At 31.4% G+C, this 15,121-nt stretch carries 13 protein-coding genes and 1 tRNA gene; 11 read left to right on the top strand and 3 right to left on the bottom strand.

Annotated elements, in window-relative coordinates; genetic code table 11:
* Positions 1-50: 50 nt before the first annotated feature.
* Entirely contained in the window at positions 51-740 is a 690-nt protein-coding gene (locus B1B04_RS20090; RefSeq protein WP_079563151.1) for a YqjF family protein, read from the top strand.
* Between the two features lie 15 nt (positions 741-755).
* Here the strand turns inward: B1B04_RS20090 and B1B04_RS20085 are convergent, their stop codons facing one another.
* Positions 756-1,421 carry a hypothetical protein gene (locus B1B04_RS20085; protein WP_079563150.1) on the bottom strand — a complete coding sequence of 222 codons (666 nt, stop codon included), beginning with the start codon at positions 1,419-1,421 and terminating at the stop codon, positions 756-758.
* A gap of 557 nt (positions 1,422-1,978) precedes the next feature.
* On the opposite strand from B1B04_RS20085, the gene B1B04_RS20080 reads away from it, so the two are divergent.
* Positions 1,979-2,052, top strand: a tRNA-Arg gene (locus tag B1B04_RS20080).
* 739 nt (positions 2,053-2,791) lie between these two features.
* Here B1B04_RS20080 and B1B04_RS20070 read toward each other — a convergent pair.
* Positions 2,792-3,907, bottom strand: a complete 1,116-nt coding sequence (locus tag B1B04_RS20070; protein ID WP_079563149.1) for a site-specific integrase — start codon at positions 3,905-3,907, stop codon at positions 2,792-2,794.
* A gap of 184 nt (positions 3,908-4,091) precedes the next feature.
* Positions 4,092-4,424, bottom strand: a complete 333-nt coding sequence (locus tag B1B04_RS20065; RefSeq protein WP_079563148.1) for a DUF771 domain-containing protein — start codon at positions 4,422-4,424, stop codon at positions 4,092-4,094.
* A 724-nt stretch (positions 4,425-5,148) separates the two neighbouring features.
* Between B1B04_RS20065 and B1B04_RS20060 the strand changes: the two genes are divergently transcribed.
* The 9 genes from B1B04_RS20060 (at position 5,149) to B1B04_RS20035 (ending at position 14,522) form a co-directional block, all read left to right on the top strand.
* Positions 5,149-6,171, top strand: a complete 1,023-nt coding sequence (locus tag B1B04_RS20060; protein WP_079563147.1) for a hypothetical protein — start codon at positions 5,149-5,151, stop codon at positions 6,169-6,171.
* Positions 6,164-8,125 carry an McrB family protein gene (locus tag B1B04_RS20055; protein WP_079563146.1) on the top strand — a complete coding sequence of 654 codons (1,962 nt, stop codon included), beginning with the start codon at positions 6,164-6,166 and terminating at the stop codon, positions 8,123-8,125. The genes B1B04_RS20060 and B1B04_RS20055 overlap by 8 nt, the downstream gene beginning before the upstream one ends.
* A complete protein-coding gene (locus B1B04_RS20050) occupies positions 8,109-9,908 on the top strand; it encodes a nuclease domain-containing protein (protein ID WP_079563145.1) in 1,800 nt (599 codons plus the stop codon). The genes B1B04_RS20055 and B1B04_RS20050 overlap by 17 nt, the downstream gene beginning before the upstream one ends.
* A gap of 379 nt (positions 9,909-10,287) precedes the next feature.
* Positions 10,288-10,440, top strand: a complete 153-nt coding sequence (locus tag B1B04_RS25780; RefSeq protein ID WP_170939035.1) for a hypothetical protein — start codon at positions 10,288-10,290, stop codon at positions 10,438-10,440.
* Positions 10,433-10,582 (top strand): hypothetical protein, encoded by a 150-nt coding sequence (locus B1B04_RS25775; protein WP_170939034.1) that lies wholly within the window; start codon positions 10,433-10,435, stop codon positions 10,580-10,582. Before B1B04_RS25780 ends, B1B04_RS25775 begins: the two co-directional genes overlap by 8 nt.
* Positions 10,583-10,642: 60 nt before the next feature.
* Positions 10,643-10,813: a hypothetical protein gene (locus tag B1B04_RS25770; RefSeq protein WP_170939033.1), complete on the top strand. Its 171-nt coding sequence runs from the start codon at positions 10,643-10,645 to the stop codon at positions 10,811-10,813.
* The gene (locus B1B04_RS20045; protein ID WP_079563144.1) at positions 10,813-12,243 is read left to right on the top strand and encodes a recombinase family protein; all 1,431 of its coding nucleotides are present in this window, start codon (positions 10,813-10,815) and stop codon (positions 12,241-12,243) included. The genes B1B04_RS25770 and B1B04_RS20045 overlap by 1 nt, the downstream gene beginning before the upstream one ends.
* A complete protein-coding gene (locus tag B1B04_RS20040) occupies positions 12,236-13,579 on the top strand; it encodes a recombinase family protein (protein WP_170939032.1) in 1,344 nt (447 codons plus the stop codon). Before B1B04_RS20045 ends, B1B04_RS20040 begins: the two co-directional genes overlap by 8 nt.
* A 373-nt stretch (positions 13,580-13,952) precedes the next feature.
* Positions 13,953-14,522, top strand: a complete 570-nt coding sequence (locus B1B04_RS20035; protein ID WP_079563142.1) for a hypothetical protein — start codon at positions 13,953-13,955, stop codon at positions 14,520-14,522.
* Positions 14,523-15,121 lie beyond the last annotated feature (599 nt).

Below are 15,121 nucleotides of genomic sequence, written 5' to 3'. Positions count from 1 at the left end.
TGAATAACTCCTTCGTAGGAAATAATTTAACTACAGAAAGGAGTTATTTTATGTGGAGTAAATCATGGGTTTTGACGCAAATTTGGCAAGATGTGTTGTTCTTACATTGGCCGGTATCACCAAAGGATTTAGAGCAGTACATTCCGCAAGAGTTACAATTGGACCTCTATGAAAATAACGCTTGGCTTAGTGTTGTCCTTTTTAAAGTTAATGAACAACGACTAAGATTCCTACCACCATTACCAGGAGTGGATTCCTATTTGCAGTTAAATGTCCGGACATATGTTACATATAACGGCATGAAGGGAGTCTATTTTTTAAATTCAGATATTACGAATCGCTTTATTGTCCAAATAGCTAAAAAGGGCGGTTTAACATATCGCCATTCTAAAATATCTATAAAACAAAATGAGAACAATTTTTCGTTTACAAGTTTATATTACGGTGCACTGGCAGAAAGGTTGAAAATTTCATATCAACCGATTGCCAGTGAAATAATTAGTTCTACCTTTGATAAATGGTTGGTGGAACGTTATCATTCTTGGTCAAAATGGAAAAATTCTTTATTTCGCATAGATATAGAGCATCTGCCATGGCAGCTACAACGAGTCCACGTTAATATTGAAAGCAATACAATAGCGCCATTTGTGAAGGAATTAATACAAGGCTTTCAACCGATTGCTCATTATTCGAAGAGTAAACTGGCTAAAATTTTCTCGCCAACTTTGGAAAAGAAATAACCAATTTATTTTACGTTAATAAAAGAGGTAATAAAATTGCTTAACAATGGCGCTTGCAATCATATCCGACATAGCAAGTGCCTCTGCTTCAATGTCGTCAAAAACTTCAACATCTTCTTGATAGTTTTTCTGAATCATAGTCACGGCTTCTTTTTTTGTTAAAGCTAAATGTGTATAGAACATTTTTTGCACTTCTTCCATACTCAAGTATGGATTAATTTGACTTAAAAATATGGCAATGTCGTCAGCATTACGATACCATTCTTTTTCCTTTGCATCCGCTGTTGCTGTATCTCCTTTTGTAGCTGCAGTTACTAGCTTTGCAGCAATAAGAAGATGTTCTTTAACCAGCTCAGTATAACGATCAGCAATTTGGTCGCCGTAAAAAGGACGTAGACAATTACCTAAGTCCGTCGCATTTTGTAACAGTCGCTTCTGTACAAAGGGTAAATCAGGTAAGCCAAACACTATACTAATAATCGTCATCCTCGTCCAATTGACATGCTCCATCCATAATAAACGATTCATAGCCATAAAATCTGCTTCAGCCCTACTGATATAGCGACGAGGATCGTTCTGCGGCAATAAAAAATGGCGAACAGGTGCAGTATATTGTGTGGAAGTAGTTTTATATAACGCACTTAAAGGACTAACGTAATATCCACTTGAATATGGGTACAATGTATATCCACTCCCTCTAGTTTTTCCTTCTACTGTAGAATACTCAGAGGTATTTCCATATATGAAAAGACAATGTTATGAGAGGAGTGAATATGGCTGTTTTTCATACATCATTTTCTTTATCTTCCCACCACCAACTATTAGATTAATGCCGCCTGTAGAAAATTATTTGTTTGAATCAAATCATTCCATTCATCCACTGTTATGTTCATAAAAAAATTTATGTTGAAATTTACCCGCCTTATTAATTAAAATATGTATAGTATCGAATTGAACAACAAGACATCCTGTTCTTTTGTATTAGCTGTCCAATCCCATGTGCACCGCCTGTTACGACAACTACTAAAACTTTAAACATGTTAGCTACCACCAGTCTTTTGCTTTGTATTATTTAACAAAAGTAGAGTAGAGAGATGGCATAATGAGGTACAGGAAATCATATAATATTAATAATGAGGCAAACCTTGCCTTCATAGTAAAATTAATGTTGACTTTATTGTAAAAAGGACATATAATAAATATTGTCCTTGATATGGACTACATAAAAATAACATCATGTCTCAGTAGCTCAGCAGGATAGAGCAACGGCCTTCTAAGCCGTCGGTCGGGGGTTCGAATCCCTCCTGGGACGTCTAAAGGTTCAGATAGATTAAGTTTGAGCCAAGTGAAAAGCGCTTTAAATCCTTTAATAACAAGGGTTTGAGGCGCTTTTCCTTTTTTTGAGAATAAGTTAGAAAAGGATAGAAAATGAAAAGTTTCTACACATTTTCTACACAAGAAAGAGTAGCACGAAGACGCTACTTTTCTACTGTTGCACTACGCCTCTGTAAGGTTAAGGGTAACTATTCGCTTACAACTAGCCGAAGTTCTCATTAAACCACTTATTGTTGAATGCCATTCAACATTTTTAGTGAAATACTTTATAATTTGGAATGAATTAAATGAAAATTGGAAATGAATATGTGTAAAATGAAGGTAGATAGTTATAAATGTTTTATGAGGATATAGAAATTTATTACTATAGCCGCCTTAAAAAGACGGTATTTACAGTAGAGATATGCATAAAAATAGTGGAGTGGACAGTCATTATAGTGAATGTTCAGGCATTTGGTTTGAGTGGCAAAATCGAGCAGTGAAGCGGGAAATGGAAAAATGGATTGAATATAACCAAAGGCTCAAATTAACCCAACATTCACTTTTCTAGTCTAGGCATAAGTATTTCGTTAACCGAATCTTCAACTTAAGCTTCCGTTTAGAGGCTTTCAATATGTGGAGGTCTCTTGTTGATTGTATAGAAATCGCGAAAATAAAACCGCTTAAATCCTTTAATAGGCTTAAAGCGGTTTGCGTCTTTATAGAAAACGATGTTTCTAAACCACAAGAAGTTTTTCAAAAATATCGCTCGCCTGTTTTGAATCGCGCTCTCGCAACTCTTTTAAGACGTGTGCATACGTAGATGTTGTAATATCGATGCTAGCGTGTCCTAGTCGTTCTGATACATATAAAATCGAAATACCCTTATATAGTAGGATACTCGAGTGAGTATGCCTTAATCCGTGACAAGTAATGAGCGGCTTAATATTTAAGCATTTTAGAATTGAGCGAAGGGTATCATTTAGGCTGTCATTTGTGACAACAGAAATATCTGAAGTTGAGTCAAAGAAAATTAAGTTATGCACATTCGCTGGATCGTTTTTTATGGTGATTAAATGCTTTTTTAATGCATTCATTGTTATATTATCAATACGAATAGTTCGCTCAGAACTTTCAGTCTTTAAGGGACCAAAACCACCACCTTCTTTATATCGCCATTGACGGTGTACATTAATCAGATTGTTTTCAAAGTCTAAATCGTCGATGCATAACGCAACCAATTCTGCATATCGTAGCCCAGAAGATAGAGCTAAAATTAGCATAATAATTTCAATTCCTTCGTTAAAATTTTTGTGTAAATGCTGTACTAGCAATTGGCTACTTGTATAATCAAGAAACTTTTCTGAGTTCTTTTTCCCTGCGGAACCTGTGACAGTCACATTTCGGGTAAAATCTTTTTTTATTAATTCTTCATCAATTGCTTCCTTTAAACAGGTACGAATGTAACCATTCAGCTTGCGATTAGTATCCTTTGTATATACTTCTCCTAAGCCATTTAGGAAGATTTGATAATCTCGCTTTGTGATTTTCTGAAGAGGCTTTTCTTTAAAGTGGTGAAGAATTTTATTGTACGCAGCTCGATACGAATTTAATGTTATGCGACCAACATCCCTCTTATAAGTTTGGTACCATTCTAAGAAATATTGCGCGAAGGCAATATCCTTTTTGATACCAGCGTTTCCTTGAGCTATATTTGCTTCAATTTGTGCAGCTGCTACAGAAGCCTCTTTTTTGGTGCGAAAGCCTCCTTTTCGAATCGGTTTATATTTACCGTCTTCCATATTGCTTACAGAATATTGCCAGGTGTTTCCCCGCTTTGAAATACTCGCCAAAATTTGTTCCTCCGTTTCGATGCATCGAGTGTCTATTTGAATTTTTTGTCATAGCTAAAGCATTCCCACTATTTCTATAGGCTAAAACTAGCCAATAATTCTCAAAATAAATGATCTCGTTTTTTTAATGAAAAAGAAATCAAGAATATATAAGCGCAAATGTTTTGTGCCTCTATAAAATTCCTCATTTTTGTTTGGGATGATGGATGTCACTAAAGTTTTCATCTAAAAACTTCATCATTCTCTTCGCGTGAAAACTCCAGGGCTGCCCTTTTTTAAAAGGATAAAAGACGAAACCCCCTAAAGTTGCATCCAATTCTTGTTTGAATTTAGGGATATAGAGGATATTCTCCTTAATCCAATCTTGTTTTCTATTTATGCGATCCTGTAAATCTTGCATTGACCAGTAAACACCGTCTAATTGGTTATTCTGTAATTCCTCTAACTCGAATTTGTCTACAATGACATAACCTTCAGGAATTTGAACGGTAACGTTTAAGTTTAATTTCTGTTGCATTTGAATCTTCCTCTACTAAAATATTTAAACCGTTCAATTACTAAATAGTTACTGAATGATTATGAGTACATTAAATTCTATTAGGTATATAAAAAACAATGGGAGAGACTATGAATATGTATTGCTATATAAGAAAGGTGTTTATGCAAGAAAATTTGATATTTAATAGTTATTATTTGTGCAAAAAGCACGGTGGGCTATGACGAGAAAGATAAAATAAATGAATTTTTATCAAGTACAGAAGAATCATTGTACTAATCAAATGAATGATGCAAGGCGATAGAGCAATTGCCTCTTTTGATAATGGCGCAGGCTAATTGAAGGGGAAGGAAGGGATTCAAGATTAAACAGGGTATATTCTACAATTTGTAGAATATACCCTGTTTTATTTAACTAAAGCTCCGTTAGTATTTAATAAGAGAATTAATAACATTCTTTAACTTTTTGACCAATTTCCATCATTTTCAACCCATTGATTACTCTTTAAATCAAATGATTTGTACTCATCGAAAAAAACAATGTATGAGATCAAGATTACCTAAAAGGAAATGATAAAAACTAGTAATATTTGCGGAGAAATAATTGATAAATTAATCAAATGTATTTTTCACAAAAGGAGTTTAACGATATAAACTGGTTTTTTTAATAAATATTACCTATTTTAAAGAAATTTATCCAATTAACATTTATAATTGGTATTTGTGAGGTAGATTAGGAGGATATTATGTATGAAATTTTACCAGAAGTAATAAATAGACTAAAAGTAAACCAATTAGAGGAAATATTTGTTTTAAATAAATTGAATCTTCAAGGATTTAGAATTAATGGACCAACAACTTCAGTTAAAACACAAAGAATGAGAACATTACTAATTAATAATCCTAAGCTAGAAATGGTATTAAAGAAGACCGCTGATATTTATCGGATACAGAAAAATAAAGATTTTTCTTGGGCGTTAGCTTCAGATGTGGATGGAGAACTAATTAAAAAGAAAATAGAAGAAACTAATATCGCAGAGGTAACATATGGATTAATTGAAGCTGATAAATTGAATTTATTGCAAGAAGTATTCTTTGATTCAAATAAAACGGATGATTCTCTTGAAAATAAGCAAACAATATCAACCGATGATAAAGAAACTAATGCTAATGAAACAAATTCAACAATTGCTGAACTTAGAGGAATAATAAATACACTAGAAGACAAAAATAGAATACTAACAATAAATGTGAAAGATCTTAGAAGTGATTTATCTAAGTCAAACCAAGAAAATAAAACCTTGGGCCAAAAATTGAAAGATAATGCGGAAAACTTCGGGAAAATAAATAAAAATTATTTACAAAACAAAGAAATATTAAACCTTACAAAAGAAGAATTAGTAACTAGTGAAGAAGCTAACAAAAAATTATTATCAGAGAATAAACAATTAAAATTAGAGCTGCAAAATACAAGTAATTTAAAAATCTTATTCTATGGAACAAAGTATTACAGAAGACTTATAGAAACAAAAACAGAAGAGATACAAAACTTACAATATGAATACGTGAATGATCTCCAACAAGTTCAAAATTATAAGCAATATCAAAAATTAATAGTATTGACGTTTACTTTAAACAAAACAGAGGCACAAGAGTTAAATGACAAAGAAGCGATTAAACACTTTGAAGAGTTATACAATTTAGTGACTATTTCTTCACTAGAACAATTAAATGAATATATAACTAAGGTGGGGCATTACAATGAGTAAAAAAGAAGAATGGGATTCAAAGTTTTTAGGAAAACTAAAGGATAGTTCAAAAATAATACTTGCTAAGGATAACACTACGATTAGGTATCCAATCGAAGTTATATCTAATGGACCAGATAACTTGCCTGAAAATGCATTGAGGTATTTGACTAGTTTTTCCGATGATTTAGAAAGTCTAGGCTACATAGATGATGTGGATCTTTCAGAAGAAAATCGGTTTAATTACTTAAGTGAATTTTTAGAGGGTCATTATATTATGTTTAAAATAAAGTCTAAGCGAAACGATGAAGAAAGAACATTTTATAATGCATTTGACATAGAAATAGTAAGAAGAGAATCGACAGAAAATAATGATTTTTTAGGTATTCCTTTCATAAAAACTCTTCCGGGTAATACTCAAGAAATATTGAGCAAACTATTTAACAACGAATATTTATCCGGGAATATTGCTATCTCTAAAGAAACAGATGACTACCCATCTTTCGTATTAATAGGCGAATATAACAACAAGGGTTCGGACAATCAACAGTTTGAAAAACTTTTTGCTTTTGGACCTGTAGAAGGAATACATCACTCGGAGGAATTTGGGTTTAAATTTATTACAGATAAGCAAAATACCTTTTATAAAGAGATTCAGATTGCCGATTTAGGAGAATATTATTTATCTAAAGATAGAGTAATGTTTATTACTTGGGCGAAAGATGATGCAATAAGAAATTCATTGAAATTAAAAGGTAAAACTATAAATATGCAAAGCAATAAACCTAAGATTGAAGATATTAATGAAACTGAATTTTTAAATGTTTTTCAAGAAGTAGCTTTGTCAAAAAAATTATCTTATAAGCCATCTAATTTAAACAATTTCCATACAGCGATGAAAACTCAAAGCTTTGTAATACTAGCTGGTATGAGTGGGACTGGTAAATCAAAGATTGTTCAATGTTATCACGAAGCTTTGAATAAATTCGCGAATAAAACAAGTAAAAATTCTGGCACAAAAAAGGGCAAATTATTATTTGTACCGGTTAGACCGTTTTGGCAAGACGATAGTGATTTATTAGGATACCTAGATAGTTCTCAAGGGATATATAGATCAGGAGAGTCAGGTTTGGTTGACTTTATAAAAGAAGCAAACGAGAACTTAGATGAGTGCTATATCGTTTGTCTAGATGAGATGAATTTAGCTAAAGTAGAGCATTATTTTTCTCAGTTTTTATCAGTATTAGAGCGTGAAATTAAGGACAGACAAATTAATTTATATAACGATAAGTTAAATGGTCGTATTTATAATCAAAATGACTATCCTTCAATACTGACTTTAAGTGAAAATTTATTCTTCGTCGGTACAGTTAATATTGATGAATCAACTCATCAATTCTCAGATAAAGTTTTGGATAGGGCAAATATTATTACGCTTGATCTATGTCCGTTCAAAGAAGTTAGAGATAGTATCTCGAGCCATCTTGTTAATAAAGATAAAAAAGAGAAAGATAAAAAAGAGAATGAAGAAGAAAGTGATAATAAGGAACCTTTAAGAACGTATATAAAATTAAAAAGTATGAAGAGAGAGCATAATAATGATGTTTTGAATTCGGATGAAGTTGATTTGCTTTGGAAATTTAATTTAGAAATGCAAAAAGTGAATGCGCAATTAGGGGTAGGTTACAGAATTGTAGAACAAATTGAAAATTATATTGCCAATTTGCCAAACTCCGAATATTTAGATAGAAATGATGCGATAGATTTACAAATAACGCAGCGTATTTTAACAAAGTTAAGAGGTTCGCAAGGACAATTAGGAAGTCTTATTGGCAAATTTGAAGGTGAAAAATATATAGAGGGTAGCCTTTATGACCTTTTGAATGAATACTCTAGTTTATCTGAGTTCAAATTAGCCAAATTAAAATTAGAAAGTTTAGCTAAGGAGTTAGTTGAATATGGACATACCATTTAAATTAACCTTTTTTCCAAACAATTCAACAGGTGAGGAGTTCAAATGGTTTGCCGATAGTTTAGAACTAGCATTAGATAAAATAGAGGATTTTAGTTTTTCGTGTAAAGAGTTACAAGACTTAAGAGTGAAATTCGAAAGCACCGTTGAAAATATTGATTTATGGATTGAAATAATGGATATGTTGCCTTTGGAGAGTTTTAAAGGTTCAGAAAAAGAAATAGAACGATTTTTGCCATCAGCAGAAATGCGTGGTCTCTATCTAAATAGTAATTCCTACTATAATACAAATCGGTTGGAGTATAGTACGCTTTTACCAGGTGTTTATAGAATGATTGTTAGAGAAAATAATACAGATAAATACTTTGCTTTTTTAAAAGTTGGTTCCAAACAAATAAATGAAGAACAATTAAGCGTTATGAGAAATGAAGTTGAGGATATTTTAAGTGGGTTGGCCAAAGAGGTAGCGACAAAGCGTAACTTAACTGGTAATGATAGCGATTACGATAACAACGATTTATTACAAAAATATCATTTTTTAGTCGCGCAAGCAGATAAACTGATAATTAATATAAAATTAATTATCGGTGAGCCTAGATATAAAATCGAAAAAAAATATATATCAAAACCAGTTGGACAAGCGGTAAAAAACGATATGAAAACAACAAAGCTGTCGCAAAGTAAATCTCGACAAATCCATAAAATCTCTAGCTTCAATTATGAGATAAATTATGATATTTCAGTCAATAATAATTTAAAGAATATGATAGAACATATACTGAAAGATACGCTTATGGTAGAAAAATATATAGATAGAAATATCGAATTATTACAAAAGGATCTAGAAATTCAAACTAAATTTAAGTCGCCAGTAGATGAGATAGAAAGAAAAATAGGGATATTGAGTGATCACCGAGTGAAGATTGGTCAATTAAAAGCGAATTTGACCTTTACTTTAAGGCAGCATTGGATTGAAAAGCTAAGTTCTAATATGAATAATCAAGATAAACTTCCTAGAATCCCTTACTATAGGACTGTCTATTCTTTATATCAACAAATGAATAGAAGTGGAGTTATGGAAGTAAATCCATTGCAGTATTATATTTACTCTTGGAAAGAAACTTCAAAGTTATATGAAATTTGGGGTTTTTTAAAACTTTTATTAATGCTAAAAGAAAATTCGTCTCTTAAGATTAATGATGCTTCAGGATGGATTTTTGATAGTGCTAGCGACAAAATATATCCTTTATTAACACCCAATACAAAGGTTGTTTTAAGTAACTTAGATGGATTAAAGTTAATCGTTAGGTATGATTCATTTATATCTAAGTCAAATGAACGTTCCCACTCCATTGAAGATCCTTTAATCACTGTGGAAAATAATAATAGACCAGATTTCAGATTGGATATTTATTATAAAGATAGTTTTAAAGGTAGCATATTAGCTGACTTTAAATACAGATCTCTAGGAAAATTAGGAAATCCTGATGTATATATCAATAATCGCTATTCAGACCAAGGTTACAAAGTGTATTCTCAACTAATGGGATATACATACGCTCGAACGTTCTATTTAAACAGTGATTCGATACCCAAAAGAACTACAGATTTTGCAGTTCAAAGAGTATTTGGGATATTCCCTAAAAATACTGATGATTCTGTGTCTAATAGCTATATTCCAGATGAAATCACTAATATAACTAGGTGCTCCTTATCCCCAGGTTTTGCATATGACAAAATTGAAAATGAGTTTATTGAGATAATTGAGGATATTACAACCAGATAAAGGTTATTTTAAAGCCACCATTTGTGTGGGTAGCTTTAGAAAAATGCGAATCTATAACTATAGGAGTTTATACTAGCATTTACTGAGTAACCTTTTAGGTCCAATTATATTGTAGAAGAAGGTACAGGGAATTTTTCTGTACCTTTTTTCTATTCTCTATGTTCCTTCCTTGTTTTTTCTGTAATCAAACGAATATAATTTCAACATTCAAAGGAAGGCCATTTATGATAATCATTCGCTGCTACGCTTCATCAGAGAACTTTACAGCTTTAAGTACATTAAAATTATCAAGAAAAAGAAATAAAAAAACATCTCCCCTTGAAAACGTTTACCTCGATTGAATATAATCCCTTCGAAAATAAAATCAAGGAGTAAGCTAATGGCTAAAACACAAAAAGAATTCGAACTGAAAGCCCCCCAGTGGCTCGAGTCTATCTACGAAAACTGCGAAAGAGCAGGTGTTTCAAAACAAGTAATCATTCGATTTTCGAAATATGTATTAGGAGCCGAGAAGGAGAGGGAAAATGATTGATTTAGTACAACTCTTGGAAGATTTAGGGGTATTAGAGGCTGAACCGAGTGTATTTATTTCCTATTTTGATAAGAATAAAACCGGTTCCTTAAGTTATCAATACAAACTAGAGTTAGAAATTAATAGTAAAGAGGAAGTATAAATTTTCATCCTTTCGTCAATGATGATATTAATCTAAGTCATTGATGAAAGGATGTTTGCTATGACACACAAAGCTGTAGTAAAAGTTTCTTTTGACGAAGGGTTACAAAATGAATCAACTTATTTTCTTAAGAGATTAATAGAGAAAATAATTTTGGATCAATTAGATGTGCCTCTTCAAGTCAAAGGAACGCTATTACTCAATAATCAAGATGCAATTGAGGAACAATAGTGGCTTATACTAATAAAAAATTATTTTACAATGAAGAAATGGCTGTATACTGCAGGGTTTCTACAGCAGGTCAAAATATCGAACAACAAAAAACTTTAGCAAAGATTTATTTTGCTAAAAATGGAATGGCTACAGACAATGTTAAATACTATCTAGACAACGGTATTTCAGCGAATAAGCTTATCTCGGAAAAAAGACCTGAATTTCAAAAACTAATAATTGAAATTCAAAAAGGGAAAGTAAAGACACTAGTTGTTCAAAGTAGAGACCGGTTAGCTAGAAACTTTTATGAATACGTATATTTAGTAAAAATATTATATAAGTATGACGTTAATGTTATTTTCTCCGATACAAATCAACATCCTTTTTCAAATGATCTATCAATAGAAGCTTTTTACGGGATCTTCGCTCAAAATGAGGGAAGAAACATTGCTAGTAAGACTAATGTCGCGCTGCAACAATATCCTAACTCTTTATGGGGGTTTGATGTTGTTAAAACAGTTAGAGAAGATGGGAAAAGTTCGAAGAAGTATATACCAAAGCTAGAATTAGAAAAAGATATAAGATCATTTTTCTCTTCAATAAAAAACGTAAACTCTATTGAAGAATTAATCAAAATTTTTAACAAGTTTAGAAGGGTCTTCAAAAAAAATCCACTAAAGTTATTACGTTGTTTAAGAAATCCTTTTTATGCAGGGTATTTTGAAGTTCAAGATGGGTACGTGAAATTAAATTATGTTACCCCTTTTATCACGTTAAATGATTTTAAAAAAGTTCAAGAGATTCTATTGAAGTTTGAAAAAGAAATGGATCTAACTATAGAAGAAACTAATAATCGAGGATATTTACAACCAATTTGCAGCATTTGTAAAGGGAAAATGGTTTTTCGTCCGAGTGAATTTGGAGAAAGTGGAAATTATGTCTGTTCTAAAGGACATAATAGGAACTTTATAGAAGTTTCGAAGTTTAATCAACTTTTATCAGAGCATTTTCCTTTAGTTTTAAACAACATTGATATTAAGAAACTTAAAAAGGATGTTTTTAGTTCTTTTCTTAAATTCGAAAAAGATTATATGAAGCAAATCTCTTTTAGAGAGAATGAATTGAAAGATGTTAATTCAGCAATAGTAAATTTGATTGGTGTTCCCAATAAAACGAAAAAAATGAATGTACTTTTAAAGAAGGTAAGAACAATCAAAAGAGAGCTGGAAGAACTTAGTGAAAATATTGAAAAAGTAAAAGAATCGAGAAAAGGGATTAATTTATTTATTAAGTCAGTGACTGATGAACTTGCAAATAAATTGAAAAACTATCAAAAAGATTACTTACTTCAACTTCTCTACTCAAAAGTTGAGGTAAGTCCAGATGCTATTTTTTACTATGTTAGATTTGGAAGCTATATCGAAATGGAGGAAAAGATTAATGAATAAGAGGCATAAGTTTTATTACATTGAAAATGGTGTATATGTAATTACTGAAGAAGAGCGACCTGATTACACACCAACGAATATAAAATGGGATATATTCAATGATAATGTTAGACTAGCTGTAGGTTATGTTCGATGGTCTGATGAAAAGCAAAATAAAGGACACTCTTTAGCAATTCAAGAAAGAGAAATCATCTTAAGGGCTAAAGTAGAAGGATATCAAGTAGTAGTTATGTTTATAGAAGCGGCGACTTCAGGATTACACGTACCTGTAGGAAAAAGAGTGAAAATAAATGAGATGAAAGAATTCGTTTTTAGTAATAAGAATGCTAATACACTTATTTTCTATGATGAAACAAGAGTCACAAGAGCTATTGAAGATTTTTATTTTGAATTTATTATCCCGGTTAAAGAAGAAAAATTAGATTTCATCTATTTTTCCCGAGCAGGAAAATGGGATCCAAATGATCCTATTAGTCAAATGAATCTAAATTTAGGCAATAGAGAATCTACAATGAAATCTTATAATATCTCTGAATATCAAAACAGTGCTATTGTATCAGAAAATCCATTTAGACCAGGATCGAGTTATCCATATGGATATTCGAGAAAAAATAAAGATGATGACTTAATTCCAGATGAAAATGCAGGTATTGTAAAACTTATATTTTTCCTATATAGCTTTGGTTATAGTGATAAGAAAATAGCGGAATTGCTTGAGTTATCGAAAATCCCTTCTCCTCTAGGATATGATAATTGGTCAGATACTACTATTAGATATATTTTAACTAACCATTGGTATCTAGGTGAATTAGCTTGGTTTTCAAGGACAAGTCGCAATGATAGCAAGAAAAAACCACTTGATGATTTTTCACGTAGATGGGGTAGAGAATTAGACGTATTACAAAAAGAATTTAAAAAGGTAATCTACAATTGGAAGAAGGTCTGTATTAAAGAAACTCAAGAATTAAAAGCGAGTATTGAAAATATCCGATATAAAAAGAGTTTAGTAAATCCAACTATTGAAAACTATGGTTTTATACTTGAGGCAATTGAAACCCAACTCAAAATTAAAGAAAAAGAGAAGTCACTTTTTGAGGTATGCCTAGAAAAGGTTGAGATTCTTTTAAAGGATCATATTACCTTAGAATTAATAGACCGTTTTAAACAAGATATTCATTCATATAGTAATGTAGAGAAGCGCTCTATTATTCTTTTAACTATAAATAATATTGTATATGACTTTAAAGGGGAATATCTTGCGCAAATCAGTTATCGTTTAACACCTTATGTAGATATTGAGTCTTTTCTTGAATCTACATCTAATAAAGTCAGTTGAACTGTTGTTTAAATGAACAACAGTTTTTTTATTTTGTTTATTGCATAATAAAGACTTAGTATATTACCGAAAAAATGATATCGCCACTACTTATTTTACCGAAGTAATTTCTCCCCTCGAGAATTATGAGTATTTAATATTAGAGAAACCCCTTGATATCAATGGTTTTGTAATAAAAAATTCTTGTAAAACACTTATCGAAGGATTCTACGATAAGTATTTAACCGAAGTGACATTTTTCCTTACTACTTATATTACCGAAATGTTTGTTAGCGCTCTTTTATTATAGATTGTTGCTATTCAACTAACGACTCAGCTTAGTTAAACAATATGATAATATATTGTCAGTACAAGTAAACATCGAGGTGAAATTATGAAACTAACATTGGCAACAAACGAAGAAATCAATATCCTACATTCAAAATATAAAAGATTTAATACTCATCTTCTTGAAAATCCAAGTGAGTTATACAATTATACCGGTATTATGGACGTATTCAATCGCGTTCTTACTGAAGAAGAGGCATTTGAGTTATTGGGAGAGAAACATAATTTAAAGTACAGTGCAAATTTCTTGGATACTTTTACGCAACTTTTTCATATAGAAGAGAATGGGGTGTATGTACACATTTATAAAAAAGGTTTGGGTAAAGAAGCATTCAAATATAAATTAAGTTGCTTAAATCGGTCGGAGGCGAACCTCTTTCGAAAATTGTTTTCCCACAGTAAGGGTATTTATAAAATAGGAGACGTGGAAGCCCTTGTCTTTTTAACGAAACTCTCAGTAACTGAAGTATATTTCGCAGATTTTTTCTTTCCTTCATTGGATACAGTGATAATAGGGAATTGGGATTTGTCGTTTCCTATTTATTCTAAGTCGATAATAGGTTTTAATAAGTGCAAAGAGATTATTGAAGAAAACGGCTTATTTATACGGCAGTAGGAAAAGAACAATGATAGAAATACCAATTTATTGTTTCAATAACGAGTACAAGAGTTTAAGATCAAGCAACCGAAGTCAAAGGAAGCTTTTCTTAATGAGCTAACGGAGCAGGTTTGTTCAATAAAAAATCACAAAAGGAATGAGCATTTACTAAGATTAGACGTATTAATTTGTCTAATAAAAACGTAATGCAAAAAATTGAGATGATAATGTTAGGGGTTATTGCATCGGTAAGCAAAATGGTGATTGATAGTTGCCTATTCTCAACAGATGCAACTTATAAAAAGCTCAGTTTATTGAGATGTACTGTTTAAAGGGGTGATAAAATGATTGAAATAACTTATGATGTCAGTACCCTGGAAGACAATTGTTATATAGAGGTTCTTCCTGATAAGTATAAAGTCAAATGTTGGAATACATCTTCAATTTTCTTTACAGAAGAAAGCTTTGGTATATTATGCCTGCCTTCGAAAAGTGCTATAAGAAATTCGATTATTATGATATCAATGAAATAGATATAGAAACTTGGAAGTTAATTATTTGGGAATTAGAAAAAATGAAACAATATCTATCTGATAATCCTAATCCACATTCACTGA

Source organism: Lysinibacillus sp. KCTC 33748 (genome assembly GCF_002237755.1).
Classification (GTDB): Bacteria; Bacillota; Bacilli; order Bacillales_A; family Planococcaceae; genus Lysinibacillus.
This window is presented reverse-complemented; position numbering and strand designations above follow the sequence as displayed.

Excerpts from the sequence above, each read along its gene's own strand:
- B1B04_RS20090 (WP_079563151.1), top strand. The coding sequence starts at position 51 with ATGTGGAGTAAATCATGGGTTTTGACGCAAATTTGGCAAGATGTGTTG.
- B1B04_RS20065 (WP_079563148.1), bottom strand. The coding sequence starts at position 4,424 with ATGCAACAGAAATTAAACTTAAACGTTACCGTTCAAATTCCTGAAGGT.
- B1B04_RS20060 (WP_079563147.1), top strand. The coding sequence starts at position 5,149 with ATGTATGAAATTTTACCAGAAGTAATAAATAGACTAAAAGTAAACCAA.
- B1B04_RS20055 (WP_079563146.1), top strand. The coding sequence starts at position 6,164 with ATGAGTAAAAAAGAAGAATGGGATTCAAAGTTTTTAGGAAAACTAAAG.
- B1B04_RS20050 (WP_079563145.1), top strand. The coding sequence starts at position 8,109 with ATGGACATACCATTTAAATTAACCTTTTTTCCAAACAATTCAACAGGT.
- B1B04_RS25780 (WP_170939035.1), top strand. The coding sequence starts at position 10,288 with ATGGCTAAAACACAAAAAGAATTCGAACTGAAAGCCCCCCAGTGGCTC.
- B1B04_RS25775 (WP_170939034.1), top strand. The coding sequence starts at position 10,433 with ATGATTGATTTAGTACAACTCTTGGAAGATTTAGGGGTATTAGAGGCT.
- B1B04_RS25770 (WP_170939033.1), top strand. The coding sequence starts at position 10,643 with ATGACACACAAAGCTGTAGTAAAAGTTTCTTTTGACGAAGGGTTACAA.
- B1B04_RS20040 (WP_170939032.1), top strand. The coding sequence starts at position 12,236 with ATGAATAAGAGGCATAAGTTTTATTACATTGAAAATGGTGTATATGTA.
- B1B04_RS20035 (WP_079563142.1), top strand. The coding sequence starts at position 13,953 with ATGAAACTAACATTGGCAACAAACGAAGAAATCAATATCCTACATTCA.